23 protein-coding genes and 1 pseudogene are annotated in these 26709 nt (G+C 45.9%); 10 read left to right on the top strand and 14 right to left on the bottom strand.

All coding sequences use genetic code 11. The features are described from left to right. Window positions 1-86 precede the first annotated feature (86 nt). Complete coding sequence (locus BQ9893_RS06605; RefSeq protein WP_075965276.1) at window positions 87-1544, bottom strand: aminoacyl-histidine dipeptidase; 1458 nt, start codon at window positions 1542-1544, stop codon at window positions 87-89. A gap of 393 nt (window positions 1545-1937) precedes the next feature. Between BQ9893_RS06605 and BQ9893_RS06595 the strand changes: the two genes are divergently transcribed. Continuing rightward, entirely contained in the window at window positions 1938-2540 is a 603-nt protein-coding gene (locus BQ9893_RS06595; protein WP_075965274.1) for an OmpH/Skp family outer membrane protein, read from the top strand. A 170-nt stretch (window positions 2541-2710) separates the two neighbouring features. Here the strand turns inward: BQ9893_RS06595 and BQ9893_RS06590 are convergent, their stop codons facing one another. From BQ9893_RS06590 to BQ9893_RS06570, 5 genes are all read right to left on the bottom strand, one after another. Next, window positions 2711-3883, bottom strand: coding sequence for a PepSY-associated TM helix domain-containing protein (locus BQ9893_RS06590; RefSeq protein ID WP_075965273.1), 1173 nt, complete (start codon window positions 3881-3883; stop codon window positions 2711-2713). After that, the gene (locus BQ9893_RS06585; protein WP_075965272.1) at window positions 3880-5283 is read right to left on the bottom strand and encodes a DUF4374 domain-containing protein; all 1404 of its coding nucleotides are present in this window, start codon (window positions 5281-5283) and stop codon (window positions 3880-3882) included. The genes BQ9893_RS06590 and BQ9893_RS06585 overlap by 4 nt, the downstream gene beginning before the upstream one ends. 64 nt (window positions 5284-5347) lie before the next feature. Next, window positions 5348-7723 carry a TonB-dependent receptor gene (locus BQ9893_RS06580; protein ID WP_075965271.1) on the bottom strand — a complete coding sequence of 792 codons (2376 nt, stop codon included), beginning with the start codon at window positions 7721-7723 and terminating at the stop codon, window positions 5348-5350. 224 nt (window positions 7724-7947) lie between these two features. Beyond that, the gene (locus BQ9893_RS06575) at window positions 7948-8277 is read right to left on the bottom strand and encodes a hypothetical protein (RefSeq protein ID WP_075965270.1); all 330 of its coding nucleotides are present in this window, start codon (window positions 8275-8277) and stop codon (window positions 7948-7950) included. Next, complete coding sequence (locus BQ9893_RS06570) at window positions 8278-8583, bottom strand: FtsB family cell division protein (RefSeq protein ID WP_075965269.1); 306 nt, start codon at window positions 8581-8583, stop codon at window positions 8278-8280. A gap of 71 nt (window positions 8584-8654) precedes the next feature. On the opposite strand from BQ9893_RS06570, the gene BQ9893_RS06565 reads away from it, so the two are divergent. After that, window positions 8655-10478: a DNA polymerase III subunit gamma/tau gene (locus BQ9893_RS06565; protein ID WP_075965268.1), complete on the top strand. Its 1824-nt coding sequence runs from the start codon at window positions 8655-8657 to the stop codon at window positions 10476-10478. Between the two features lie 74 nt (window positions 10479-10552). Here BQ9893_RS06565 and BQ9893_RS06560 read toward each other — a convergent pair whose 3' ends face one another. From BQ9893_RS06560 to queC, 3 genes are all read right to left on the bottom strand, one after another. Beyond that, a complete protein-coding gene (locus BQ9893_RS06560) occupies window positions 10553-11332 on the bottom strand; it encodes a 3-keto-disaccharide hydrolase (RefSeq protein WP_075965267.1) in 780 nt (259 codons plus the stop codon). 267 nt (window positions 11333-11599) lie between these two features. After that, window positions 11600-12067, bottom strand: a complete 468-nt coding sequence (gene queF, locus BQ9893_RS06555; RefSeq protein WP_075965266.1) for a preQ(1) synthase — start codon at window positions 12065-12067, stop codon at window positions 11600-11602. A gap of 32 nt (window positions 12068-12099) precedes the next feature. Next, window positions 12100-12762, bottom strand: coding sequence for a 7-cyano-7-deazaguanine synthase QueC (gene queC / locus BQ9893_RS06550; protein WP_075965265.1), 663 nt, complete (start codon window positions 12760-12762; stop codon window positions 12100-12102). Between the two features lie 232 nt (window positions 12763-12994). Between queC and BQ9893_RS06545 the strand changes: the two genes are divergently transcribed. Beyond that, a complete protein-coding gene (locus BQ9893_RS06545; RefSeq protein ID WP_075965264.1) occupies window positions 12995-14371 on the top strand; it encodes an OmpP1/FadL family transporter in 1377 nt (458 codons plus the stop codon). Window positions 14372-14614: 243 nt separating this feature from the next. Here BQ9893_RS06545 and glgP read toward each other — a convergent pair whose 3' ends face one another. Beyond that, window positions 14615-17185, bottom strand: coding sequence for an alpha-glucan family phosphorylase (gene glgP, locus BQ9893_RS06540; RefSeq protein ID WP_075965263.1), 2571 nt, complete (start codon window positions 17183-17185; stop codon window positions 14615-14617). 108 nt (window positions 17186-17293) lie between these two features. Beyond that, a complete protein-coding gene (locus BQ9893_RS06535) occupies window positions 17294-18952 on the bottom strand; it encodes a glycosyltransferase (protein ID WP_075965262.1) in 1659 nt (552 codons plus the stop codon). A 126-nt stretch (window positions 18953-19078) separates the two neighbouring features. Here BQ9893_RS06535 and BQ9893_RS06530 point away from each other — a divergent pair, with 126 nt between their 5' ends. The 6 genes and pseudogenes from BQ9893_RS06530 to BQ9893_RS06505 all read left to right on the top strand — a co-directional run bounded on the left by BQ9893_RS06530 (window position 19079) and on the right by BQ9893_RS06505 (window position 23087). Next, complete coding sequence (locus BQ9893_RS06530; protein ID WP_075965261.1) at window positions 19079-19363, top strand: hypothetical protein; 285 nt, start codon at window positions 19079-19081, stop codon at window positions 19361-19363. 10 nt (window positions 19364-19373) lie between these two features. After that, window positions 19374-19919, top strand: a complete 546-nt coding sequence (locus BQ9893_RS06525) for a lysophospholipid acyltransferase family protein (RefSeq protein WP_075965260.1) — start codon at window positions 19374-19376, stop codon at window positions 19917-19919. 4 nt (window positions 19920-19923) lie between these two features. Then, on the top strand, window positions 19924-20715 hold the full coding sequence (locus BQ9893_RS06520) for an amidohydrolase (RefSeq protein ID WP_075965447.1): 792 nt from the start codon (window positions 19924-19926) through the stop codon (window positions 20713-20715). Between the two features lie 551 nt (window positions 20716-21266). Further along, window positions 21267-21859: pseudogene (locus BQ9893_RS06515) on the top strand (DNA-3-methyladenine glycosylase I). Between the two features lie 257 nt (window positions 21860-22116). Next, complete coding sequence (locus BQ9893_RS06510; RefSeq protein ID WP_075965259.1) at window positions 22117-22422, top strand: RNA recognition motif domain-containing protein; 306 nt, start codon at window positions 22117-22119, stop codon at window positions 22420-22422. Window positions 22423-22628: 206 nt separating this feature from the next. After that, the gene (locus BQ9893_RS06505) at window positions 22629-23087 is read left to right on the top strand and encodes a cold-shock protein (RefSeq protein WP_075965258.1); all 459 of its coding nucleotides are present in this window, start codon (window positions 22629-22631) and stop codon (window positions 23085-23087) included. Here BQ9893_RS06505 and BQ9893_RS06500 read toward each other — a convergent pair. After that, window positions 23059-23751, bottom strand: coding sequence for a YczE/YyaS/YitT family protein (locus BQ9893_RS06500; protein WP_075965446.1), 693 nt, complete (start codon window positions 23749-23751; stop codon window positions 23059-23061). The two genes, BQ9893_RS06505 and BQ9893_RS06500, sit on opposite strands and share 29 nt — an antisense overlap. 189 nt (window positions 23752-23940) lie before the next feature. Here BQ9893_RS06500 and BQ9893_RS06495 point away from each other — a divergent pair, with 189 nt between their 5' ends. Further along, window positions 23941-24540: a MarC family protein gene (locus BQ9893_RS06495; RefSeq protein WP_075965257.1), complete on the top strand. Its 600-nt coding sequence runs from the start codon at window positions 23941-23943 to the stop codon at window positions 24538-24540. Between the two features lie 43 nt (window positions 24541-24583). Here BQ9893_RS06495 and BQ9893_RS06490 read toward each other — a convergent pair whose 3' ends face one another. Further along, complete coding sequence (locus tag BQ9893_RS06490) at window positions 24584-25405, bottom strand: M23 family metallopeptidase (protein ID WP_075965256.1); 822 nt, start codon at window positions 25403-25405, stop codon at window positions 24584-24586. Between the two features lie 126 nt (window positions 25406-25531). Further along, on the bottom strand, window positions 25532-26704 hold the full coding sequence (gene uxuA / locus BQ9893_RS06485) for a mannonate dehydratase (RefSeq protein ID WP_075965255.1): 1173 nt from the start codon (window positions 26702-26704) through the stop codon (window positions 25532-25534). Window positions 26705-26709: the final 5 nt, after the last annotated feature.

The following is a 26709-nucleotide window of genomic DNA, read 5'->3' as shown; positions in this document are numbered from 1 at the left end:
AATAAGTTTTCTGTGATTAACATAAAAAAAGAGGAAAAACATCCACCGAATGTTAATCCTCTTTCTATAACGAAAAATGTATCGTTTTATTTTGCGGGGATGCTCTTTAATAGTTCGAGCAAGTGAGACCACCACAAACCGACGGTGTCGATCTGTATGCGTTCGTTGGGCGAATGGACATCCCGGAGTGTCGGTCCGAATGAGATCATGTCCAGGTTCGGATATTTCTCCAAGAACAGACCGCATTCCAATCCGGCGTGGATCGCCATTATTTTGGGTTCTTTGTTGAACAACCGTTTGTAGGTCTCTTGTGCCACTTTCAGAATCTTTGAATCCGGATTAGGCGCCCAACCAGGATAACCGTCGCCGTGAGTGACATGTGCACCGGCTAATTTGAAAACAGATGCGACCTGGTTGGCGATCATGTTCTTGCAAGACTCGATGGAGCTGCGCTGGCTTGTGCCGACAATGATTGTGTTGTCATCTCCCATCTTGACAGAGGCCAGGTTGGTCGAGGTTTCCACCAGTCCTTCGATGTCGTGGCTCATGCCGATCACGCCATGCGGGCAGGCATGTAAAGCCAAAATCAGTTTTTCGGCATCATAGTCATTGATATATTTGTCAGGACGGTCGACCGATGCCATTGTGATCTGTACGTTCGGGTCTACGTGTTTCAGTTCGTTTTCGATATCTGCCGTGAAATGGTTCAGCAGGATGCGGGCTGTCTCCTTTTCTTCCGGATACAGGCCGATGGTCGCTTGCGCTTCGCGGGCGATAGCGTTGCGGAGGTTACCGCCGTGGATGAAGCAAAGGTGGAAATCGGCCTGGTTTTTCAGCAGGTACAGGTAGCGTGCCATGATTTTGTTGGCATTACCCAATCCTTTGTGTATTTCGCCACCGGAATGTCCGCCGTTCAGGCCTTTCACTTCGATTTTGAAATATTGCATGTTCGGGTTGGTGTCACGTGATTCGTAGTGGAACACCGCTTGCGTGTCTTTGCCGCCTGCGCAACCCATGAAGATTTCGCCTTCGTCTTCACTGTCGAGGTTCAGTAGTATCTCGCCTGTCATGAATCCTTTTTCGAGTGCTTTGGCTCCGGTCAGTCCGGTTTCTTCGTCTACGGTGAAAAGGCATTCGATCGGTCCGTGCTCGATGTCGTCGGAAGCGAGGAGGGCCAGTTCTGCGGCTACGCCGATGCCGTTGTCGGCTCCCAGCGTCGTCCCGTTGGCATGAAGCCAGTTCCCGTCTACGATTGTTTCGATCGGATCCTTGTCGAAATCATGCGCGGTGCCATTGTTCTTTTCGCAAACCATATCCATATGGGATTGCAGAACGACAGTCGGCAGGTTTTCTTTGCCGGGAGTAGCCGGTTTAGACATCAAGATATTGCCTGTGGCATCTTTTTTGATGGCGATTTTATACTGTTTGGCGAATGATTCAAGAAACTCGATCATTTTCCCTTCCTTCTTTGAAGGACGGGGCACTTGGGTTACCTGGTGGAAGAACTTCCAAACGATTTCAGGTTTTAAATCAGTAATCTTCATAATGTTACAATGTATTATAGATGTTACTCTATAGTTAATAATACCACAGCAAACAGGGTTTTGTATGAAAAAAAGTACAATTAAATATCAAAAACATACTTTCTAATCACTTAAACTCTTATATTTGCGTCCACAAATATAGAGAAAATGCTTACAACGTTATTGATTACCGTCATAATTCTTGTTATTTGTGTTGTGCTACTCAGTGTAAAAGTGATTTTCAAAAAGGGAGGGAAGTTCCCTAATACACACATCGAGGGTAACGCGGCACTAAGGGAGAAAGGTATATGCTGTGCTAAAACCCAACACAGGCGTGATAGTTTGCGGAAGAATCTATATGACAGGATTAAAGAAATAGAAGAATAAAATAAATAAAGATTTAATTTACACTTTATGAAGAACATTAACTACGTTATTAATGGTGTGCTCGCGGTGGCTGTCATAATTTTGTTTGTTATGCAGTTTTCCGGTAAAAAAGAATCCACAGTAGCTCCGGCTTTCACAACAGAAGGAGATTCTACTAATTTGCTTCCTATAGCATATGTGAATGTAGACTCTCTTTTATCGAATTACAACTATTCGAAAGATCTGAATGAACGCATCCTCAAGATGCAGGAAGATTATCGTTTAGATATGACCCAGCGGTCAAATGCCTTACGGACTGAATTGAATGATTTCCAACGCAAATATGAAGCCAATGCTTTCCTTACCACGGAAAGAGCGCAGCAGGAAGGAAACCGCTTGCAGAAAAAACAAGAGGAACTTCAGAACTATGCGGCTAAGAAAGAACAAGAACTGGCTGCCAAACAGATGGAACTGAACGGACAGCTTCGCGATACGATCGTTGCCCAGTTGACGACTTTTAATCAGGCAAAAGGGTATCAGATCATTTTCAGCAATACGATGGGTGATAACATCCTGTTGTCTAATCCGGCCTACGACATCACGGCTGAATTTCTTGAAGTGCTGAACAAGAACTACTCTTCCGGTAAATAAGGAAAATAGAAATACGGAATAAAAAAAGGCTGCCCTCGTTATGCGAAGGCAGCCTTTTTTGTATTGAAGGCATTGCTTGGCTTTGGGTTTCGTAACCCTATGCTTTAGTTGTTGTAACCCTATGCCTTAGACCTCGTAACCCTATGCTTTAGCTTTCGTGTCCTAATGCATTAGCCGAGACCTTTCTTGCGTCCGGTCGTCCGGTCGGTTTTGCAAGATGGCCTATTGAGCTTTCCGAGTTTCTTCTTGATCCAAAAATAATAACCGGTTAGGGCAAAGACGGCACCTAAGAGCGAAACCAGGCAGCTTAATATCCGGGTTGTCATTCCTCCCCATGTCCCGGCATGAACGGAATAGATCCAACCTCTTATTTGGGCGGACCGGGGAAGGTCGTCATACAACTGGCTCTCGGTTATCTTTCCGGTAGCCGGATCAAAGGAATAACGGTCGCTTCCTCTTGTATTCCCATAGCCGGCGGTAGAAACTGTTGCCGAGCCGTCCTGGATGGCGATCGATTTATATTCCGGATAGCGGCTTTGTAGGTCGGCCAAGACTTTGCCCCATTGCGTGTAATCGGTCCGGGGAGGTTTCTTCGGGCCTCTTTCTCCGGATGTTTTGTGGGGAGAAGATGAGGCCGCGGCATGAGTCTGCTGGGATGGCATGCCGACACCGAACACGGTGTAGAACGCATCGCGATACCAGCCGAACGACCAGGTCAAACCGGTGAGTGACAAGACGAGCAAAAGCAAGGCGGCATAGAATCCGCCGGCGACATGCAAATCGTACAAGAAACGAAACCAACCGGCTCTTGTTTTTATTTTGAGCCGGTTTTTCAGTACTTTCTTGTTTCTCGGATACCAGATGGCAAGTCCGCTTATGATGATCAAGACCAGAACCAGGGTCGAATACCCGACGATCACTTTGCCCCAGGCGAAACTACCGTCCCGTTTATATTCGTCCAGCAACCAGCGGTGGAGACGCATCATCTTCATAAAGAACCCATTCCCGTCGTCTATGCCGGTGACTTTTCCGGTGTAAGGGTTGATAAAGCATGCCGCCTTTTTCCCCGGTAGAATTAGCTGGTAGGTACGGCGGGGATCGGACGTGACCCGTATTCCGTTTATTTTGACGGAGTCAGGAAGTTGCCCGCGGGCAACTTCCATGAGCACAGCCGGCGAAAGCGGTTCACCCTTTGCTTCTTTGACAAAATAGCGGGAGGGGTAGCAAAGCTCCTGTATCTCCGTTTCGAATACCAGGATTGCTCCTGTCAGGCAGACGATCGCGATGATGATGCCGAAAGGTATCGATAACCATAAATGTACTTTCGCAAAGAACTTCTTCATTGGTTTGTCAACTTGCCGATACCGGTTATTTGAGTCGTCTCAACTGTTACGCCTTTCGTCGCACTGGCGCTGGCCGGGTCTATCTTGTAGATGGCCGGATTACCGTCGGTTGTCGTCACGGCGATGTAGGCTTTGCCGTTTTCAACATGCAGCGTGTTCCCGAAACCTGAGATTATATCGGTTGAAGGAAGTCCGCTCACGTAAGTCAGCTTTTCGCTTCCGGCTTTGAACACGGCGAGCTGGTTGGCCGTATAGCCTGTTTCGCTGAAAGGACGGTCGTACATCAGCAGCAGGAAATAATCTTCTGCAATATGCCAGCTGCGCAGGAAGGAGTTGCCATTGCTCTGTGCCTCCAGGTTGCAGTAGTAATCGTCGAAGTCTTCGCTTCCATTCGGGATGCGCACTACACCGGCCGGTAAGTCGGTCTGCTGGCGCGGGTCGGTCATCGTTTTGGCATAAGACGGCGAAAACACATAGATGTCGCCATTGTCGGCAGCCCAGATCATTTGGTAGTATTGCGATTTGAAACGGCCGCAAGCATAACTGATTTTATCGGTTTGGATGATTTTCTTGTTTGTGAATGTCTCATCGTCGAAGATGGCGACCCAGCAGGAATTCGGATATTGTGTCCACAATAGCTCGTCTTTTTCGTAAGAGCTGCTGTTCGAACCTCCGGATTCGGTTTTTACCAAATCTTCGTTGCCCGGCAAGATCCATTTCCCGTTTCCGTCTTTTGTCCCGTACTGGCTTAACCCCATCGGTACGGCTACGCTATATATCTTGCTGTTGTGTTCCAAAATGCCTGCCAATGTTACATATTCTCCGTTGCCTAAGAAGTTTTCGGACAGGTAGGCTTCGTTCTTCGTGTCGTTGTCCGTTTTTGTCTCGGCGGCAACATCCAAAAGGGACACTAAGAATGACTGGGGAACGTAGCCGTTCTCGTCTGCCCATTCCGTCGGGCCGTCACCCGAAGAGAGGGTCATGATATACTTGTCGTAGATGCCGTGGGTCGTAAATCGTTTGATCTTATAGCTTTGCGGGCGTGTTTCGAGTTCGCCGTCCGCGTTCAGGATATACGAGCGTGTGTCTCCGGCGTTTCCCTGATTGTAGGTCAAGCCATACAAATACTGGTCTTTATAGAAAACCCATTGTGTGGCTCCGTCATTCACGAGGCCGTTGTTCAATGTCGTGATGGTCCCATCGTCCACGCTTTCGGCAGTAAGCAGAACGTTGGTCGTATTTCCGGATGCCGTTGTAGAGGCTGGGATTACGAATGTGTTTTTTGTTTCGCCTTTCCCGCCATCGTCAGGTGTCGGGATATCGTTGTCACTACAGGAAGCAAACAGCCCACCCGTCAGCATGGCTGCGGCAATGCCAGTTAATAAATGATTCTTTTTCATCTTGCAATAAATGTATTTATATTTAGAAAATGTATATATATAGAAACCATGATCGTCGGTTACGTTAGTTCCCGAAATAGACTCTCACTTTGCCATAGAAGGCACGTCCTGCCCTTTGCAGGCTGAAGTTGTCGAACAGGTCTTCATTCGTGAAGTTGCGGCATTCGAACGACACGTTGTACCGTCCGTTCTGAAGGCTGTAGGAGAGAGCTAAATTGTGAGAGAACTGGTTCGGTACGACATAGTCGTTGTTTTTCGATCCGATAGCAGACGAATAGTACGTAAAGCTATGCAGGTATTGATTGTCGTAGGTCACGGTCAGCACATTGCCTTTTTTCCAGAGATTACGCCAGTAGAACGACAGGTCGGAATCCGCAAACCGGTAGGGAAGGTTCGGCATCCGTTCTCCGTAGGCCAGGTTTTGAGCGCTGCCGGTAATGGACGTCTTCATTCTGTCGCGGACGTCCATTTGAGTAAAGTTGCCGCCTGCGCTTATCCAGTTTGCGAAGTTGTAGCGGATGGACAAGCTGAAGCCTTTTGTCTCGACTTTACCGTAGTTGATATAGGTTGCTGCTTGCTTGCCGCCGCTCAGATCCGTGATGTTGCGCTGTATGTAATCTTTCGTGTTGCGGTAGACCACTCCGCCTTCCACATACAAGGTATGTTTCCCGAATGTCTTGTTGTAGCTCAGGTTGAAGTTCAGATTGTCGCTATTCTCCGGCCGGATGCTCAGTTCACCCATTTCCAGGTCTTCGTTGCCAAACATTTCTTCGATGGTCGGCAGGCGATAAGCCTTTTCGTAAGACAGCTTTGCTTGCAGGTCTGCCAGGATGAAGTAGGTTCCGGCTGCCCCGTATCCGAACGAGTTGGCTGAGCGTGTTTTGCGTACATATTCGTCCTGCGTGCTCGAAGTCGCCATCGGGCCTGCTACAAATTGGTTGTAGTATTTTCCGAAAGCGGAAAAGTTCCAGTGTTCGGACGGCATCAGCCGGTAGGAAAGGCCCGAAATGTTCTTACGGGTTTCTTTGGCGATGGCGCTTTTCATCTCTTCGGCTGCGAGCAGGGAGGTGTTGGAACGGTGGAAGGAGTTCAATACGTGGTTGAAGGTGAATGTGTGCATTTTGCCAACCCGGTAATTGAATGTCAGCGTGCCGTTCCAGTTGTTGTTGTCTGCCCGTGAATGCAGCCTTGACTGTTCGCCGGCGGAGTTCATCAGGTGTTTTTCCCCACGCCAGTTATATTCATAAGAAGATGTGTCCACGTTGGTCGTGAGGTTCTTATTGTAGTTAGCAGTCAGCACCATGTCCAGCCCTTTGGTGAACAGGTCTCGTTTGCCATATTCCAGCGAAGGCATCAGCGAGTGTCCTTTGCGGTGCTTTTGACCGTAAACGATCTCCTGGCGCACACCGGTCTGTATGTCCTGGTACATATTGGAATAGGTGAAACCCAGCAGCAGGCGGTCCGCCCATCTTTTGTCAACGACGCCCAGTTTGCCGATGACGGCTTCGTTGTGGTAGGTGTCGTTGAAACGTTTCACGCGTTCTTTCTTGCTTCTGTCGATGCTTCCGGTCTCGAAGTTTTCCACCGGAGCGTTCACGTAGTAATCATTGTCTGAATAGTTCTGGAAAGCATTGATCTCATATGTGAATCCGTTTTTGAACGTCTGCCCGAAGTTCACGTACGATTTGTGTGTGTTGAAAGAACCATAGGAATAGGAGGCATCCAAAAACCATCTGTTCCGTTTCTTTTTGGTGATGATGTTGATCACACCCCCGATCGCATCCGTGCCGAAGCCTACCGGGACCACGCCTTTGTAGATTTCGATGCGTTCGGCAAAGTTGACCGGGATGTTGTTCAGCCCGAACGAACTACCCACACCTTCCTGCGGCACGCCGTCGATAAATATTTTCACGTGCTTGCCACTGAAACCGTCCAGCGTAAGTTGCATGTCCGAACCGACGCCGCCCGATTCACGCACCTTCATCCCCGGCGCTTTAGCCAGTGCCTCGCTCAGGCTTCTGTTGGAGTTTTGCAATTCTTTCGTGTCGAGCGCTACGGCGTTGAATGCCGAACGCTTCAAACGGGTGATTCCGTTTGAAACAACGACCACTTCGTCCAGTTCCGTCGATTGCGGAGTAATGGTGATATTCAGTTTGGTTCTTTCTCCGCCGGTAAGTTTCACCGGTTTTTCGACTGTCTTGTAGCCGATGGCGGATACGACCAGCGTATAGTCGCCGGCCGGAGCTTTCAGATGGTAAATTCCTTGTTCGTCGGTTGTTCCGCCATACGTGGTCCCTTTCAAGTAGACCGTGGCGAAATCAACGGTTTCTTTTTCCGTAGATATGATCTTGCCTGAGATCGTCGCTCTGTCCTGTGCAGAAACGGATATTGCAAACAGGAGAAAGAACAGGCAGCTGATTTTTAGAATTGGCGCTTTCAATTTATAAGAATTTTGTATCGTTAGTAAAACGTTGCAAAGGTCTTTATAAAGAGAACGCGCATCAATCGCGGATTATAGGTAATTTTTTACCCTGTAATTGCTATTCTGGCAATGCCGCTAACTGTATGTAGGTATTTTTATCTTTAAGGAGAGGTTTGTCGAAACATGCTTGATAAATAGCGTTTATTGAAAAACGGTGTTTTGCTTGGATACGCCGTTATGGATCAGTTCTCTTTTTTAGGAGTGACAAAAGCCGTGTATAGCTGGAGTAAAGCTGAAATGGTCAGGCAGATCACCCATTCTTTCCGTCCGCTGAACATCAAGGTAGAAGCGAATATGCACAGCAATCCGGCAAATATATTGTAGCGATGCAGTCTGCGCTGGCGAAAATCCATATCCTTGGTAGGCATTGTCAGGTAACTGACCGCTATGCCGGCAGCCCCGACGGCAAACAGGTAAGGAGCCACAACCGGCAAGGCCAGATATAATCCCGCACCGGCGAGCAACAGCAGGGCGGAGATATTAAAAACGATTGTTCTTGCTTTTTCGTTCATTTATTTATTCTTAATAATGAATACATCTTCGTTTGGCTTTTTCATGAAATATTCTTCACGGGCAAAGCGTTCGAGGCCTTCCTTGTCCGTATGCAGGTCGTTCAGTTTTTTACTGTTGATTTCGATTTCCTTCTGATAATGTTTGATCTCTTTTTCCAGGCTGCGAATCTTTTCGTCATAGGTATAACGCTTGTACAGGCTGCTATCGCCCATTACAAAAGTCAAGGCGAAGAACACGATGGTTACCAGCCAGTAGGCATTGACCCTGGATAGATACTTGTTGTAAAAGTCTTTTATGCGTGACATAGGAACTCCATTTTTGCAAAGATAAATGAATTATTTTGTATATCTTTGTCTTGTTAATAAAAAAGCAAAGAATGGATAATTATATTGTATCGGCAAGGAAATACCGTCCTTCTACTTTTCGTAGCGTAGTAGGGCAGAAGTCCCTGACAACCACACTTAAAAATGCAATACAAAGTAACAAGCTGGCTCATGCCTACCTCTTTTGCGGTCCCCGTGGAGTGGGCAAGACTTCTTGTGCCCGTATCTTTGCCAAGACGATCAATTGCCTGAATCCGACTGCCGACGGGGAAGCCTGTAACGAATGCGAATCCTGCAAGGCTTTCAACGAGCAGCGTTCTTATAATATCCACGAGCTTGATGCTGCCTCCAATAACTCGGTCGACGACATCCGTTCCCTGATCGACCAGGTGCGCATTCCGCCTCCAATCGGAAAGTATAAGGTCTTTATTATCGACGAGGTGCATATGTTGAGTTCGGCGGCTTTCAATGCGTTTCTGAAAACGTTGGAGGAACCGCCCCATCATGCCTTGTTCATTCTCGCCACGACGGAGAAACACAAGGTGTTGCCGACCATCCTGTCCCGTTGCCAGATATATGACTTTTCGCGTATCTCGATTGCCGATATGGTGGAACATCTGGAATACGTTTCTTCTTGCGAAGGGGTGACGGCTGAACCCGAAGCCTTGAATGTGATTGCCCAGAAAGCGGATGGCGGTATGCGTGATGCGTTGTCCATCTTCGATCAGGTGGTCAGCTTCACGAATGGCAATATCACCTATCAGGCTGTTATCGATAACCTGAACGTCCTGGATTACGAGTATTATTTCCGACTGACGGAGGCTATGCTTTCCGGCAATGTCCGGTCTGCCATCCTGATCTTGAATGATATATTGAGCAAAGGATTTGACGGGCAGAATATCATAACCGGTTTGGCATCTCATTTTCGTGATCTGCTGGTATGCAAGGATGAGTCTACATTGATCTTGTTTGAGGTCGGAGCTTCTATCCGTGAACGCTATAAGGAAATGGCGAAGCGTTGTTCCGACGAATTGTTGTTCAAGGCGATCGAACTGGCAAACACATGTGACCTGAATTACCGGGCCAGCCGGAACAAACGCCTGTTGTTGGAGCTTACGCTTATCCAGCTTTGCCAGCTAAGCAATGCCGGACAACCGGCCGGTGATAAAAAAAAAGGGCTGATTGAACCGATCGCATCCAACGGGCCGGGCCAGGCTCCGGCTCAATCCGGACAGGGTGCCGCGGCTCAGGCGTCGTATACTGTACAATCCGCTCCCCCTTTGCAACGTCCGGTACAATCTCCACAGGAAATGACCGGCGCGACTCCGCGTCAGCAGGTCGTCTCCACCCATGTGCCGCCTTCTTCAACTCATATTCCGCAGGCTCCTCCGGCCTCGGCGCCTAAGAGAGTGGCGCGTCCGCCCCAGTTCGGTACATCCATTAAGGAGATAGGCATAGAGCATCCGAAAGCGCAAGCTGCGACGCAGACTGCTACCGGTGCGGTACAGGAAATGCAGAATCCTTTCAGCCAGGAAGCGTTGGTGCACTACTGGGACGCTTATGCGTCTGCGATTGATAAGAAGGTATATCTGAAAAATACGATGATCAATTGTAAGCCGGCCTTGCAGGATAATTATTATTTTGAAGTCTGTGTGCATAACCCCGGCCAGCAGGATGAGTTGACGAATAATTGTATCGATATATTGGGTTATCTGCGGGTGCGGTTGAAGAATACCCGTATTCAGATGCGTGTCCGTATAGATGAAACAAACCAGAAGCATTTGGCCTATACGTCGGCAGAAAAGTATGAACACTTGCTGAATATAAATCCGGTTTTGGCCAAGTTGAAGGATGAGTTCAATCTAACGCTCGACTAAATAGTTGAAAGTGGAAAGTTGAAAGGTGAAAGTTTGATTTATATTTCTTTTCACCTTTCACCTTTCAACTGAATTTACATTTCCCTGATCCAAATATTACGGAAGCTGATCGGTTCGCTGGGGTCTCCATGAGACTGCAAACGGATCGGGCCTGCACCATGTTTTTTGACTTTCGGGAAACCGATATATTCCGTAGTACCCAGGATAGTCGTATTGTTCTGCAATACGATACCGTTCTGAATGACCGTAACGCGTGGCGGAACACGATAAGTTCCGTCTTCCTTGAAGATAGGAGCGGAATAGATAATGTCGTAGACATTCCATTCACCCGGTTTACGCATGGCGTTTACCAGAGGAGGTGTTTGTTTGTAGACACTTCCGGTCTGTCCGTTTACATACGTTTCGTTGTTATAGCAATCCAAAATTTGAATTTCATACATATCTTGCAGGAAGATACCGCTGTTGCCACGAGCTTGGCTTGTACCGGTGATGTTTTTGGGTACGCACCATTCGATATGCAATTGGAAGTTCTCGAATTTTTGTTTTGTCAGGATGTCGCCTTTCTTCTTGTCCACAGTGAAAACACCGTCTTTTACGATCCATTCGGCCGGTCCGCCCTTAGCGCTTTGCCAAGCGGAAAGGTCTTTTCCGTCAAACAAGACGATGGCGTCGGAAGGAGCGCTGTTTGTTTTGATGTCACCCGGAGTAACTACTTTCGGTTGCGGAGTCCAGTATTCGGACATTCCCGGTTTCATTTTTTCCTGTTCAGGATACTGTTTTTGTGCGCTTGCACTGATACAGGCCGTACAAGCCAGAGCTACCAAGGCAGTCTTCATTGTAATGCTCTTGTTCATGGTCTAAATTGTTTTTATGTAGGTTTAAAATTTACTATTTGCAAAGGTAATGGATAAATTAAGACTATAAAATCGAAAATGGGAAATTAAGAAATAAAAAATAGATGCAAGTGTATTTTGTTTCCGGCGTTGTCGATCATATTTTCGACATTGCCGTGTATATTCTTGACATTGCCGAATATGTATTCGACGTTGTCGAGAATAAAATACACTTGCATCTAAATGCAAGTTAATGTGCTATGAGGAAAAAGGCAATGCGTGCCTTTTTTATTTCGTATGATGGTTGAAAAGCCGTTGTTCGGCCAACTCTTCATATTTAGTGCCCGGCCGGCCGTAGTTGCAGTACGGGTAAATGCTGATGCCGCCGCGCGGAGTGAAAACACCGGTTACTTCGATATATTTGGGGTCCATCAGGCGGATAAGGTCTTTCATGATGATGTTGACGCAATCCTCATGGAAGGCTCCGTGATTGCGGAAGCTGAACAAATATAATTTCAGGCTCTTGCTTTCCACCATTTTCACATCGGGGATATAGTCGATGTAGATGGTGGCAAAGTCCGGCTGCCCGGTGATCGGGCAGAGGCTTGTGAATTCCGGACAGTTGAAGCGCACCCAGTAGTCGTTTTCCTGATGCTTGTTTGTAAACGCTTCCAGTACCTCCGGTGCATAATCCTGCTTGTATACGGTTGAACCGCCTAACAGGTGCAGTTCGTTTTCTTCTTTTCTTGTATCCATGATGTCTTTTTGTTATTCTTGTAAAGGATGGTTTAGCGGCGTCTTTTTAAATATTTCTCCAACCCTTCGCGGCGCAGTTTACAGGCAGGGCAATGGCCGCAGCCTTCAGCCATGATGCCGTTGTAGCAGGTGAGGGTTTGGGTCCGTACGAGGTCGAATACGCCCAGTTCGTCGGACAGTTCCCACACTTCGCTTTTGTCCCGGTCCATTAGGGGCGTGTGGATCACAAACTGCTCGTCCATCGCCAGGTTCAGGGTGACGTTGAGGGAACGGACAAAGGTGTCGCGGCAATCGGGGTAACCGCTGAAATCGGCTTCCGATACGCCGGTTACCAGGTTGAAGATTCCTTTGCTGCGTGCCAGGATGGCGGCGAAGGTCAGGAATACCATGTTACGCCCCGGGACGAAGGTGTTCGGGTAGCTGTCTGCCGGTTTTTCCTGGTCCATTGAAATTTCGGTATTTGTCAGCGAACAGTTCGGATCGAGCTGGCTGATCAGCGACACGTCCAACAGTTGGAACGGGACGTGGGCGTCGGCTGCAATTTTTCGTGCAACCTCTATTTCCAGGGAATGTTTTTGCCCGTATGTAAAGCATACGGCCTCTACGCGAGAAAAGTGCTTCTTGGCCCAGAACAGGCAAGTCGTGGAGTCTTGTCCACCGGAGAAGCATACCAAAGCGGCTTCTTGATGTTTCATATCTTTCTTGTTTTTAATACGTGGTTTAGCAAGCACACGGAAAAGGAAACGTTCCTTTTCGGACGCAAAGATACCGTTTTAATTGACAATTGTCAATTGGTAATTGACAATTGGAATGAATAAATATTGCACAATATGTGTGATTTTGTGCGGCACATTTTGTTGAAAAATGTGCAATATTAGGGAAAAGTGTTTATCTTTGCGACCGTTTTGTAATCAAGAAAAGTAAAACATGAAGAAAAAAGTAGTATTAGGTGCGGCATTGATGATGATGCCTTTGGTTTCTTTCGCTGGTGGATATTTGACGAATACGAATCAGCATGCAGCCTTTTTAAGGTCACTTTCGCGAGGTGCTGCAATCGATATAGACGGTGCTTTGTCTAACCCGGCGGGTCTTTCTTTCTTGCCGACAGACGGTTTTCGCGTTGGGGTGAGTATTCAAAGTGCTTTCCAGACCCGGGATATCGATGCCTCTTTCGGTACATATAATGGTTTCGACCCGGTGAATAAAGTGCCGACAGTAAGCGCCTATAAAAAGTATTATAAAGGAAAGGCAGCCGCTCCTGTGATTCCGAGTGTTTTTGCGGCTTACAAAAAAGGAGATTGGACCATCTCCGGCTTCTTCGCCATTACGGGCGGGGGCGGCAAGGCTTCGTTTGACGATGGCCTGCCGATGTTCGAATCGGCTGCCATGGCCGGCATATTCCAGGAAAGCATGTTGAAGTATATAAAGACTGGCGGTCAAAGTCCCATCGTCACGCCGGATATGTATACTATCAACAGTGCGATGGACGGTAAGCAGTTTATTTATTCTCTGCAACTTGGCTTGGGATATAAAATCACGGATTGGCTTTCGGCCTTTGCCGGAGGTCGGATGAACTATTTCTCGGGAAACTATGACGGATATCTGGAAGCGAAGCTGAAGCAGAATCTGGGCGGATCGGAATTGATGGCGTTGGCTTTGGATTGCGATCAGACAGGTTGGGGGTTGACTCCGGTTCTGGGTATCGATGTTAAATACGGGAAATTCAATTTCGGGGCTAAATATGAATTTAAGACGAACCTGAATATTGAGAACAATACCAAGAAGCTGGATTATCCCGACAGTGCGGAAGACTTGATCGGCCCTTACAAGCACGGTGTGAACACGCCGAACGATATTCCTTCCATGCTTTCGGTCGCTGCTTCTTATCGGTTTTTACCCATGTTAAAAGCTTCTGTGGAGTACCATTTCTTTGATGACAAGAAAGCGGGCATGGCCGGTGGAAAGCAGAAAGAACTGGAAAGGGGTACGAATGAGTATCTGTTTGGAATAGAATGGGACGTGGTCAAGAGGCTGACCATTAGCGGCGGTGCCCAAATAACAGATTATGGTTTGTCTGATAGCTACCAAAGCGATGTCAGTTTCTCCTGCGATTCTTATTCATTGGGCTTCGGTGCCAAAGTGATGTTGAGTGAAAAAATGGCTTTGAACGTAGGTTATATGTGGACTACTTATCATGATTATACCAAGAAGATGGACAATTACTGCGGCACGGGACTTCCTGGACAGAATGTCTATAGCCGTACCAATAAAGTGTTTGGTTTAAGTTTGGATTACGCTTTCTAAACCTAAAAAACTGTATCAGCTTGAAAAGGGGAGTCGCCTGTTGTGCGGCTTCCCTTTTTTTGAATATGCTGTCATTCAAACGGACTGTATGGAACCCATTTGGTTATAGTCCGTAACCCTATTGGTTAATGCTCGTAACCCATAGGGTTAGCCACTGTAAAGCATAGCTTTGGTATCGGCATAAAAAAAGAGGGTGTGTTCATACACTCCCTCTTTTTTGAGTATTTGTCTTGCTTGTGTCGATTACAACTGGATCCAGCGAACGAAAGCGAAGTCCATGCGGTGAGGCAATTCTTTGTTTACAGGGTAAACGCGGAAGCCCATCTTGTGGAGGCCGGCTTCACTCGGTGTTGTTTTCAGTTCGAAGAACAGTTTGGAGCCTTCTTCTTTCATCAACTTGAACTGTTCTGTAGCCAGCAATTCCAACTGATGATTATCCGGATTCTCTTTCGTAACGACCATTTCGACACCTAACATGCCTTGCAGTTCGTGGCGGTCGATAACCAGATTGAACTTATATTCCTTGCCGACAACCGGGCCGTCGATAGCCAGATCCTGGCTGCATGTAAACGATTCCACCTGGAAGTTATCCCAATGTTCAGCCACTTCTTCTTTCCAAGCAGCGATTGATTTGGCTTCGGCAAAGCCGTTTTCGCGCAAGTGAGCGGAACGGGTTGCCAACTTGTTGTAGAAACGGTTGATATAGTCGTCCAACATACGTTTCATCGTATAGTCGGGAGCGATTTCGGACATTGAGTTCTTGATATACTGAATCCATTCGGGAGAGTAGCCCTTGCTGTTCTTTGCATAATAAGTCGGGATGATCTCTGTTTCCAGTATATGGTAGATAGTAGCGGCATCCAACTGGTCCTGATACTGCTGGTTTTCGTAAGTGCGCTTGTCGGTCAATGCCCAACCTGCACCCTGCTTGTAACCTTCGTACCACCATCCGTCCAATACGGAGAAGTTCAGGACACCGTTCATCTCTGCTTTTTCGCCGGATGTACCGGATGCTTCCAGAGGACGGGTCGGCGTGTTCAACCAAACATCGACACCTGCGATCAGGTGACGAGCCAGACGCATGTCGTAGTTTTCCAAGAAGATGATCTTTCCTAAGAATTCAGGACGGCGGGAGATTTCGACAATGTGCTTGATCAGGCCTTGTCCGCCACCATCGGCCGGGTGGGCTTTACCGGTGAATACGAACTGGATCGGATATTGTTCGTTGTTTACGATCTTGGCCAAACGATCCAAATCGGTGAACAGTAGGTGAGCACGTTTGTAAGTAGCAAAGCGGCGACCGAAACCGATCAGCAAGGCGTTCGGGTTGATCTTATCCAAGACGGAAACAACCTTTGCAGGATCTCCCTGGTTTTTCAACCAGTTTGTCTTGTATTGGCTCTTGATGTATGTGATCAGTTTGTTCTTCAGAGCTTTGCGGATGTTCCAGATGTCATCGTCCGCAACATTTTGGATTGCTTCCCAATATTTCTTGTTGGATTGATCTTTGAAGAACTTCTTGTCGAAATGTTCAGCAAAGAAACGTTTCCATTCGGTAGAAGCCCAGGTTGGCATGTGCACGCCGTTGGTGACATATCCTACATGCAGTTCATCGGGGAAGTAGCCTTTCCATACCGGAGCGAACATACGCTGGGATACTTTTCCGTGCAACCAGCTGACGCCGTTTGCTTCCTGGCAAGTGTTCAATGCGAATACGCTCATGGAGAACTTTTCGTTTGATCCCGGGTTTTCACGTCCCATGTCGATAAATTCCTGCCAACTGATACCCAATTTGCCGGGGAATTCGCCCATGTAACGACCGAACAGGCCTTCGTCGAAGTAGTCATGGCCTGCCGGAACCGGTGTGTGGACGGTGTACAAAGCAGAAGCGCGTACGACTTCCAGAGCCTGGTTGAATGACAAGCCGTCGTTCTGGATGAAGTCTACCAAACGCTGTGCGTTGATCAAAGCGGCGTGGCCTTCGTTGCAATGGTAAATCTGTTTCTTGATTCCTAATTTGTTCAGCATCAGGATACCACCGATACCCAACAGGTATTCCTGCTTCATACGGTTTTCCCAGTCACCGCCATACAGCTGATGAGTGATGGAACGATCCCATTCGCTGTTCTGAGGAATATCCGTGTCCATCAGATATAAAGGAACGCGACCTACGCTTACTTTCCAGATGTGCGCATAAACGGTACGGCCGGGGTAGGGAACTTCCAATACCATCGGTTCGCCGTTCGCCTGCATGACCTGTGTAAGGGGCAGCGCGTTGAAGTTTTGCGGTTCGTAATTGGCAATCTGTTGTCCGTCCATGGACAGAGACTGTGTGAAGTAACCGTAGCGATACAAGAAACCTACCGCTGTCAGGTCGATGTTGCTGTCGCTGGCTTCTTTCAGGTAGTCGCCTGCCAGCACGCCCAGACCGCCGGAATAGATTTTCAGCACGTTTGTCAAACCATATTCCATACTGAAATAAGCGACAGACGGTTTTGTCTGATCCGGTTTGACATTTACATAATCCTTGAATATCGAGTATACTGCTTTGATTTCGGCCATCAGGACGTCATCAGCCAGAATTTCCTCAATACGCTTGTAGGACAGGCTTTGGAGTAAAAGAACAGGGTTGCCTTCTGTCGAAGCCCAAAGTTCAGGATCGATCTTACCGAATAATTTTGCTCCTTCATGGTTCCATACCCACCATAGGTTTGTTGCCATTTCATATAACGGCTGTAATTGCTCGGGGAGCATAGAATGAGAATAAACATCTTTCCAAATCGGATTGTTTGCGTTATTCGCTTTGATTTTCATTATCGTGAAGTTTAAAATGTTTCAATTGTTATTTTAATATCGTATAATCTGTCTTTTTGCCTAAAACGTTGCAAAGATAGACATTATCTGTTTTATTATGAGCGTATTTTAATTATTTCTTTTGTTTGCATGCTCCAAGGCGATCTTGAAAGCCTCTTCGTAGTAGACAATGAATTTGCTCCATTCGGCTTTTGCCGCCAGGCGGAAACTGTGCTTCTGGATCTCTTCCGCTTCCTTTTTATCCTTTCCGGTGAGCGTCAGGATCGCGGACGTGATGGCATCCGCTACTTCGAAATAATTAAAATCGTCGCGGTTCACGACGGCTACACCCTCGTTGATGTTGTTGCCTGTCACATGCTTCTTAGCCCATAGACCGAAACCGGCAAGGTTGGTGGTAATGGTCGGAATCCCGAATGCGATACTTTCCAGCGGAGTGTATCCCCAGGGTTCGTAGTAGGAAGGATAGACGGTCGCATCCATACCGATCAGCAGATCGTAGTAGGGTTTGTCGAGGATGCCGTCGTGTCCGTCCAGGTAGCAAGGTACAAAAATGATTTTCAGTTTGTCGGCCGCCGAATTGGTGAAACCGGCGTGGGTGATGTAGTTCAGCACCTTGTCCTGTTCCATCAGGTTCAGCCAGTGTGTGACGAATGGCATTTGCATAGGAGAAGTGGTGCGGATATTCTTGTCAATGACTTCTTTCAGGTCAGCGCGTGCATCGCGCACCCAAGCGGGAACCATGATGAAGGCGACAACTTCGCGCTGAAGCCGGCCGGAGGTGCGTACCCGGTTCATCGCTTCGATAAAGACATCGATCCCTTTGTTGCGGTATTCGTAGCGGCCACTGGTGGAGACCAGGAATGCATCCGGTGAGATGGGGCATCCGAGCAGTTTCTCTGCTACATTGAGCAGGGCGCGACGGGCTGCCGTACGCTTCTTGTCGTATTCCTTGCCGGCCGGGACGAAGTTGGGTTCGAAGCCGTTCGGCGTGACGATGTCCGGAGCTTTGTCTAACAATTGTTTACACTCGCGAGCCGTGATGTCACTCACAGTCGTGAAGCAGTCCACATGCAAGGCGGTCTGTTTTTCCAGCGAATGCTTTGCCTCCATATTCAGTTCCCTTGCCATCTGGTCGCCGTTATAACCGTCCATGTAGGCATAGAGGGCCTTGTTGTTTCCGGCGATAGAGCGGCCGATGGAAGTGGCATGTGTCGTGAAGAGCGTTGCGATGGCCGGTATTTGTTTCTGGATGTAAAGTGCACCCATTCCTAACATCCATTCGTTGAACAGGGCGGCGACTTTTTTATTTTCCAGCTTGTAAAAATGATAGAAACTTTCGATAACCTTGCCTACCGCGTAAGCGAAGATGCAAGATTCGTCATAGTCACCGTATGCATGGATCGAGTCCACACGGAAACTTTCCCACATCGAGTAGAAAAAAGAATCTCTTTCTTTGAAGAAAGGCTTGAAATCAACCAAGATAACAGGCGGTGTCCCCGGAACATTCCATCGGCCTACTTTTACTTTTAGATTATCAGTGGTCTTCGCATGAGTTTTCCAGTCAGTAAACAGAACATCATCTTCAATAAAGTCGGGAGCGTTTGTGTTAGCCCACACATCGGGTCCTATAAAGATCAGTTTATCTTTAAAAGACTGTTGTAACGTATGTGCTTTCGTTGAAAGGACGGTGTAGATGCCACCTACTTTGTTACATACTTCCCAACTGCTCTCGAAAAGATATTCTGGCGTTGTTGTTGTATTATCCATAAACGATTTTGTTTATAATCAGATATTTTGAGGGGCAAAGATATGAATTTTTATCTTTTTTTCAACTATAGAGCTTGTTTAATGAATGAATTATGTAGATTTGTAGATATTTTAATGTAAACGATTATGGCAAAAAGAAGAATTTTAAAGAAAGACATCAGCTACGTGGCTGGCGATTTGTTTTCAGAAACATTGTTTTGCAAGCTGTATCTCCCTGGTGTCGATTCGGAGAAAGCCGATGTGGTGATGGCGAGAATACTCGATATGCAGGACGAATTTATTCGCCGTGCCAACTGTCCGGACGGAAAAGAAAACAAAAAACGGGTGAAAGAATATTACCGCAAATTACGTGCGGACCTGCAAACGGAAGTAAACGCAATCGCAACTGAAATCGGAGAGTTGAGCAAATAGAAAGTAAAGAATGAAGAAAACTATAAGTAAGGCACTTCTTCGCCTGGCCGGTTGGAAACTGGGACCGGTGGTCGAAGATGTGCCTAAATGTGTGATATGCGTAGCGCCGCATACCAGTAACTGGGATTTTATCGTAGGAAAACTGTTTTATACCTCAATCGGCCGTAACGCTGGTTTCTTGATAAAAAAGGAATGGTTCTTTTTCCCGTTGAACTTGTTGTTTGATTGGTTGGGCGGCGTGCCTGTGGATCGCCATAAACGGACCTCGGTGACAGACCAGATGGTGGATCAGTTCAACCGGCGGGAAGAATTTCAGTTGGCCGTGACTCCCGAAGGTACACGCAAACGGGTGGAAGACTGGAAAAAGGGGTTTTACTATATCGCACAAAAAGCTAACGTGCCTATCCTGATGGCCTATTTCGACTACAAAAAGAAAGAAGCTGGTTTTAAAGGAGTATTCTATCCTACGGGCAATGCGGATAAAGATATCCGTGAGATCCGTGAGCATTACAGAGGTGTGACAGCTTGTCATCCGGAAAACTTTGTTCAAATTTAATATTATGGCAGACAATTTGCGTATCAGTATGGTCCAGTCCCATATTATTTGGGAGGACAGAGATGAAAACCTGGGTTATTATGGAGAACTGCTCCGGCGGGTCAGCGGCAAGACGGACATAGCCATTTTGCCGGAAACGTTTACGACGGGTTTCTCTATGGAAGTGGAAAAACTGGCCGACACGATGGACGGCCCCACTATCCCTACCATAAAAGGATGGGCGAAGAAATATAAGCTTGCTGTGGCAGGCAGTTTCATCGCTAAAGAAGACGGGAAATATTTTAACCGCGCTTTTTTCATCACGCCTGAAGGTGAGACTTATTTGTATGACAAACGGCATTTATTCCGGATGGCGGGCGAAGACCGGCATTTCACCGCCGGAGATAAACGGACGATCGTACGGTATAAGGACTGGAATATCTGTTTGCAAGTCTGCTATGATCTTCGTTTCCCGGTTTGGAGCCGTAACGTGGACAACGAATACGATCTGCTGATCTATGTCGCCAACTGGCCCGAAGCGCGTAAGAAAGTTTGGAAGACGCTGCTCCAGGCGCGTGCATTGGAGAACATGGCGTATGTCTGCGGGGTGAATCGTGTGGGGATCGACGGCAAAGGTTTCGTCTATCGGGGCGACTCCATGATCTTCTCTCCTAAAGGCAAAAAGCTGGCAGATGCCGGCAAGCGCGAAGAGGTCACCCGCACGTGTACGCTTACCCGCGCCGACCTGGAAGATCTGAGAACAAAATTCCCCGCATGGAAGGACGCAGATCTGTTTGATATCAAAGTCAAGCCGTAATGAAACCTCGGTAAACAGGCTGCAAAACCTGATTATCCATCAGGATTTTTCCAAAAAACAAGACTGTCCCAATGACAGGACTCTATTCAGACCGTATGGAGTCCTATCATTGGGACAGTCTCTTATCAGCCGGTCGGCCTGGCTATATCCCGTATCGGGTATGGACCATATCCCAATAACGTAATTTATAAAAGTCATTGATAATACGAAAGAATCATGCCAAAATGCAGGTGTGATGTGAAAGGCCATTCAACAGATACCCCATCTTCTGATAAAGGAATGTTTAGAGAAAACCACATGCGATTATTTTTTCTTCTGTAGTTCTTAGGGAACAGTGGCATTTATTAGATAAAAAATTAACAATCACTCAGGCTTTTGTCGTTTGTGATCGCAAACATACACTCAATGGATACCCATCCAGTATTTCCTCTTCAATTAGGCGATTTAGGAGTAGTTGTTTCGGAGACGCTTACGATTTTTTCATTGACTGATGTTTTATTATATTGTCGTTATTAATAAATACCTTTGTGTGGAAATATAAATCAAGGAAAATGGAAGATATTGTAAATAAGCGTTGTGGTTGGGCCGGAACTGACGGCTTGTATGTGAAATATCACGATGAGGAATGGGGGAGATTGGTTACCGAAGACAAAACCCTATTCGAATTTCTTGTACTGGAAAGTGCGCAGGCAGGATTGGCCTGGATTACGATTCTTCGTAAACGAGAAGGATATAGAAAGGCATTTTAAATTTCGATGTAGAGAAAGTGGCCGCAATGACCTCGGACGATATCGACCGGCTGATGCTTTTTGATGGGATCGTTAGGAATCGGATGAAGATTGCATCCACGATCACAAATGCCAGATGCTTCATTGCGATTCAGAAGGAATTTGGTAGTTTCTATCATTATATGTTATCGTTTTTTCCCGGACAGAAGCCGATTGTAAATAATTTTAAATCGTTAAAAGAAATTCCTGTAACGACTCCGGAGTCGGATGCGATGAGCAAGGATATGAAGAAACGAGGATTTAAGTTCTTTGGCTCTACTATCTGCTATGCTCACATGCAGGCGACAGGGTTTGTAAATGATCACTTGGAAGGCTGTCTTTGCAAGGAGAAGATTCTTACGGATGGACCTGTTTAGCCAATTTTTTGAGGCGGTAATAGCCTTTATGAAGCGACATCTGGTCCCGGATCACGATCCTATTTTTCCTGTCTTGATAAGAAAAAAAAGACAATTTATTAAGTGATATAGTTGTTAGTCCGATTAATAGTGTTATCTTTGAGTCAGAGTTTGAGTTACGTATTATTAGCGTATAGTTCTTCTTTATTATTAAGTAGGCCTCTCCATTAATTTTCCTCCTCATTCCCTATTAGTATTTATTAAAAACGAAATTTTAAATGAACATTTACATTACAGGCTTAAATTATAGCATTAATGATGCTGATTTAAATGATCTATTTGCAGAGTATGGAGAAATTACGTCTGCAAAAGTTATCATGGACAGAGAAACAGGAAGATCCAGAGGATTTGGTTTTGTCGAAATGATAAACGAAGAAGATGGCCAAAAAGCGATCGATGCTCTTAATGGAGCTGAATTTGAAAAAAAAGTAATCTCGGTAAGCGTTGCTCGTCCTCGTACCGAAAAACCTTCAAACGGCGGATACCACGGAAGAGGCGGGTATAATAATTCCAGACGTTATTAATCTCCTGATATATGGAGGTGTGCCACCTGCGTTCCATTTCCGGTTTTGGCACACCTTCATCGCTCTCCTATAGCTTTAGTTAGCTTCTGCTCTTCAGTGTAATAGTAAGAATTTTTTTATCCGACGTTTCCATATTTCGGAAATATCCTGGTATTCCACTCTGCATACATGATAGATTGATTATTAATATAAATAAATATAGATAGATGGCAAAATCCATAACATACAATAAACGAGAAAACGAAAAAAAGAAACAAGCTCGACGAGCAGAAAAACAAAAAAAGAAGGAAGACAGAAAGCTTCTTGGCAAAGCAAATGGTTTTGATGATATGATAGCTTATGTAGATGAAAATGGGGTAATAACATCAACTCCTCCCGAATTGAATCCTAATCGGGAAGAAATTAAGCAGGAAGAAATTCTCATCTCAACCCCTAAAAAAGAGGGTATAGAAATACCTACCGTATTGAAAGGGCGGGTTGATTATTTTAATAGATCGAAAGGTTATGGTTTTATCAAAGACCTTGATAATACTGAAAAGTATTTTTTTCATGTCAGCAACAATACGCTGACCGATATTTCGGAAAGTGACATCGTTACCTTTGAGCTTGAACGAGGTCTGAGAGGCATGAATGCAATTAATATTCGTGTTGAGAACGAATCTTGATGATATTGGAAACCCGGGAAAACATTTTTCGGGTCATGATTTTATTATTCAAGAAGCTCACGATGTAGCCTGTGATACAGGCTGCTATCAGAGAGCCTTCTCTGACTCCTTCGATCCGTTGCGTGAAGATCAGTGATAAGACAATAGCGACTGTTACTAAGGTGAAATCGAAAACGACCTTGAATTTGCCGAACTCTTTGTTGTAACGGCGGGCGGCATAGTTGACGAATCCTTCTGCACTCATCATCGCAACCTGGGGCTTGATCTCTAATACTACCCCGATAGACTGGATGAAGCAGCCGAACAACAACAGCACAATCGACATGATATAATTGGAAGGGTGCAGATCTTCAGTGAGCGCCATATTGAAGTCGATGAATGCGGAAAATATGAACGAGAAAGGTATTTGTAGTAAAATAGATATCTGATCCTGACGGCTTTTCGTTCCCCGGATCAACCAAAACTGTCCCAATATCAGCAATACGTTAAGAATAAAAGTACAGGTTCCTAAAGAAAGAGGACTGTTGAGGCTTAACACATAATTCACGCTTGAAATAGGAGTGGTTCCTAAAGCGGAATGTATAATCAAGACGATTCCTGCAGCTAAAAAATATAATCCAATGACAAAGACCAAATATTTTTTTAAAATTGTTTTTATATCCATATCTCCCGACAACATTTAGTGTCACTTTCTTGCTTGGAACAATATAAGTGTATGCAAAGATCGCTATTTTTTTCGTGAAGGGATTCCGAATTAGTATAAAAAAACGTTATCCATCGAGGCGATTGTTACTATTTGTCAGATGGTAGTTTGGAAATATTTTGTACTTTTGGGCGGTTAAAAATAAGTTCTATGTTTGAAGGTTTTGATTTTCAGCAAACTATTAGCGCGTTTATTGTGCTGTTTGCAGTGATTGATATTATTGGCTCCATTCCAGTTATTATCAATTTGAAAGAAAAAGGGAAGGATGTGAACGCTATGAAGGCGACGGTTATCTCTTTCTTGCTGATGATCGGGTTCTTTTATGCAGGCGATGTTCTGCTACGGCTTTTTCATGTAGATATCGAATCGTTTGCGGTGGCAGGTTCGTTTGTCATTTTTCTGTTGTCACTGGAAATGATTCTCGATATAGAAATTTTTAAAAATCAAGGACCGATAAAAGAAGCGACGCTGGTTCCGCTGGTCTTTCCACTACTGGCCGGCGCCGGTTCGTTTACCACATTATTGTCTTTGAGGGCGGAGTATGCCAGTGTCAATATCGTGATTGCTTTAATATTGAATATGATATGGGTCTATTTTGTCGTTCGTATGACTGCCCGTATCGAACGTTTTTTCGGAAAAGGCGGTATCTATATTATCCGAAAGTTTTTCGGTATTATTTTATTGGCGATATCGGTCCGCTTGTTTACCGTTAATATCAATCTTCTGATAGAAGCTCTGCAAGGACATTGAAAAGAGGATTTTACAAAGCTTTCTTTTCACTTTCCGTCTGTCCTTAGTTTTTGTTGGTGGCAGGTGAATAGCTGTAGTCGCCTTCATGCTGATGAGGCATTAGTTCGACGGGTTTTACAGCGATTTTGTTTCCTTTTTTAGTGATTATCAGGCATTGGTTATTAAGTTTTCGTTCTTGCAGGTCGAATACCAGATTCGGATTGAAGTGTTGTCCGTTTACCCGTACTTCGAAATGAAGGTGTTCGGTCGTTGCTCTTCCTGTTCGTCCGGTCAGTGCGATCGGTTGTCCGGCTTTTACATAATCTCCCGGTTTAACCAGATTCTTCGAATTATGGCTGTAGACTGTTTCCAATCCGTTGTAGTGGCGTACGACAATCACATTTCCGTATGCATAATAAGGTTTAGCTAAACGGACGATTCCATCGAATGCTGATATGATTGTGTCATGGGCGTGGGTTTTCAAGTCCACACCCGAATGATGTTTTCTGCGTCCGGCATATAAGGAGATTACTTTAGCGCCGGGTAAAGGAAAGGCATAGTCTTCTTTTTGTATCAGACCTAAATCGATAAGCATCGTGTTTTCTTCGGCCATCAGGAGTGGATCCGTTACAGCGATATCATTTTTTTCTCTGCTGGAGAAATTTTCCGTTATCTGTTTACGGGGAGATGTTTGTTTGTTCAGTTTGGGTTCTTCCGGAAACAGAAAAGCGAAATCTGTGTTGGGAAGAGGGATGTCCAGTGTCGGCAGGATCAGAATTGAATCCTGTTGTGAGGCTGGTTGTGTTTGGGCTGTCCACAAAGAATGGCATGCGCTTAACACGATTAATAGAATGATTGACAGTATGCAGTAGTGCGTTTTAGACATTTTATGAAATTATTATAGCACTACAAAAGTAGGGAAAAAAAGTGAAATAGGAGAGACGTAAAATAAAAAAGGCGCCCGAAAATGAATCGAACGCCTTTTAATTGTCAAACTATTTGGATTACTTGTCTACTTGAATAAAGAACGGGCAATACCCAGTTCTAGACCACGCAATTCAGCCAAACTACGCAAACGACCGATACAGGAGTAACCGGGATTGGTTTTTTTGTGCAAATCATCGATCATCTGATGACCATGATCCGGACGCATGGCGATTGAGCAACCGCGTTCTTGCTCGATTTCGAGGAGAGCTTTCATAACTTCATAAACATTCACATCGCCTTCCAGCAGATTTGCTTCGAAGAAGTTTCCGGCTTCATCACGTTTAGTACTGCGTATGTGGACGAAGTCGATACGGTCACCGAAACGCTTCATCATACCGGCCAGGTCGTTGTCTGCACGAACACCGAATGAACCGGTGCAGAGACATAAGCCGTTACTTTTGTTTGGTACGGCTTCGATCAGCTTACGAAAATCTTCTTCTGTGCTCAAGATACGAGGTAAACCTAAGATCGAGTAAGGAGGATCGTCCGGATGGATAACCATACGTGCACCAACTTCGTCAGCAACCGGGGTGATTTCTTTCAAGAAATAGATCAAGTTTGCGCGGAGTCTTTCTGCATCGATGTCTTTGTAACGATCCAGTTCTGTACGGAATTGATCTAATGTGAAACTTTCCTCGGAGCCGGGTAGGCCGGCGATCATATTGCGTACCAGCAACGCTTTGTCATCTTCGCTCATTTCGTCAAGGCGAGTCTTTGCAATCGCTTTTTCTTCGTCTGTATATTCCTGTTCTGCAGCAGGGCGTTTCAGGATGTAGAGATCGAAAGCCATGAAAGCTGCACGTTCGAAGCGCAATGCTTTGGAGCCGTCCGGCATGGTATAGGCTAGGTTTGTACGGGTCCAGTCCAGAACCGGCATAAAGTTGTAAGTGATCACACGGATGTCGCACGCTGCCAGATTACGGATGCTTTCTTTATAGTTATCGATATATTTCTGAAAATCTCCGCTCTGTGTTTTTATATGTTCGTGTACAGGTACACTTTCCACTACGCTCCAGCGCAAGCCGGCAGCTTCAATCATATCCTTACGTTTTTGGATTTCTTCGATAGTCCATACTTCTCCGTTCGGGATATGGTGCAAAGCATTTACAATTCCGGTAGCTCCGGCCTGGCGGATATCGGAAAGACTAACGGGATCGTTCGGGCCGTACCAACGCCATGTTTGTTCACATAAATACATAATGT

Source organism: Parabacteroides massiliensis (assembly GCF_900155425.1).
In the GTDB taxonomy this organism is placed as follows: Bacteria; Bacteroidota; Bacteroidia; order Bacteroidales; family Tannerellaceae; genus Parabacteroides; species Parabacteroides massiliensis.
The sequence above is the reverse complement of the archived record's forward strand: the minus strand, read 5'-3'. Positions and strand labels throughout refer to the sequence as shown.

Excerpts from the sequence above, each read along its gene's own strand:
- BQ9893_RS06510 (WP_075965259.1), top strand. The coding sequence starts at position 22,117 with ATGAACATTTACATTACAGGCTTAAATTATAGCATTAATGATGCTGAT.
- queC (WP_075965265.1), bottom strand. The coding sequence starts at position 12,762 with ATGAAACATCAAGAAGCCGCTTTGGTATGCTTCTCCGGTGGACAAGAC.
- BQ9893_RS06605 (WP_075965276.1), bottom strand. The coding sequence starts at position 1,544 with ATGAAGATTACTGATTTAAAACCTGAAATCGTTTGGAAGTTCTTCCAC.
- BQ9893_RS06595 (WP_075965274.1), top strand. The coding sequence starts at position 1,938 with ATGAAGAACATTAACTACGTTATTAATGGTGTGCTCGCGGTGGCTGTC.
- BQ9893_RS06570 (WP_075965269.1), bottom strand. The coding sequence starts at position 8,583 with ATGTCACGCATAAAAGACTTTTACAACAAGTATCTATCCAGGGTCAAT.
- BQ9893_RS06545 (WP_075965264.1), top strand. The coding sequence starts at position 12,995 with ATGAAGAAAAAAGTAGTATTAGGTGCGGCATTGATGATGATGCCTTTG.
- BQ9893_RS06590 (WP_075965273.1), bottom strand. The coding sequence starts at position 3,883 with ATGAAGAAGTTCTTTGCGAAAGTACATTTATGGTTATCGATACCTTTC.
- glgP (WP_075965263.1), bottom strand. The coding sequence starts at position 17,185 with ATGAAAATCAAAGCGAATAACGCAAACAATCCGATTTGGAAAGATGTT.
- queF (WP_075965266.1), bottom strand. The coding sequence starts at position 12,067 with ATGGATACAAGAAAAGAAGAAAACGAACTGCACCTGTTAGGCGGTTCA.
- BQ9893_RS06525 (WP_075965260.1), top strand. The coding sequence starts at position 19,374 with ATGAAGAAAACTATAAGTAAGGCACTTCTTCGCCTGGCCGGTTGGAAA.
- BQ9893_RS06565 (WP_075965268.1), top strand. The coding sequence starts at position 8,655 with ATGGATAATTATATTGTATCGGCAAGGAAATACCGTCCTTCTACTTTT.
- BQ9893_RS06530 (WP_075965261.1), top strand. The coding sequence starts at position 19,079 with ATGGCAAAAAGAAGAATTTTAAAGAAAGACATCAGCTACGTGGCTGGC.
- BQ9893_RS06535 (WP_075965262.1), bottom strand. The coding sequence starts at position 18,952 with ATGGATAATACAACAACAACGCCAGAATATCTTTTCGAGAGCAGTTGG.
- BQ9893_RS06575 (WP_075965270.1), bottom strand. The coding sequence starts at position 8,277 with ATGAACGAAAAAGCAAGAACAATCGTTTTTAATATCTCCGCCCTGCTG.
- BQ9893_RS06500 (WP_075965446.1), bottom strand. The coding sequence starts at position 23,751 with ATGGATATAAAAACAATTTTAAAAAAATATTTGGTCTTTGTCATTGGA.
- BQ9893_RS06520 (WP_075965447.1), top strand. The coding sequence starts at position 19,924 with ATGGCAGACAATTTGCGTATCAGTATGGTCCAGTCCCATATTATTTGG.
- uxuA (WP_075965255.1), bottom strand. The coding sequence starts at position 26,704 with ATGTATTTATGTGAACAAACATGGCGTTGGTACGGCCCGAACGATCCC.
- BQ9893_RS06560 (WP_075965267.1), bottom strand. The coding sequence starts at position 11,332 with ATGAACAAGAGCATTACAATGAAGACTGCCTTGGTAGCTCTGGCTTGT.
- BQ9893_RS06495 (WP_075965257.1), top strand. The coding sequence starts at position 23,941 with ATGTTTGAAGGTTTTGATTTTCAGCAAACTATTAGCGCGTTTATTGTG.
- BQ9893_RS06490 (WP_075965256.1), bottom strand. The coding sequence starts at position 25,405 with ATGTCTAAAACGCACTACTGCATACTGTCAATCATTCTATTAATCGTG.
- BQ9893_RS06505 (WP_075965258.1), top strand. The coding sequence starts at position 22,629 with ATGGCAAAATCCATAACATACAATAAACGAGAAAACGAAAAAAAGAAA.
- BQ9893_RS06585 (WP_075965272.1), bottom strand. The coding sequence starts at position 5,283 with ATGAAAAAGAATCATTTATTAACTGGCATTGCCGCAGCCATGCTGACG.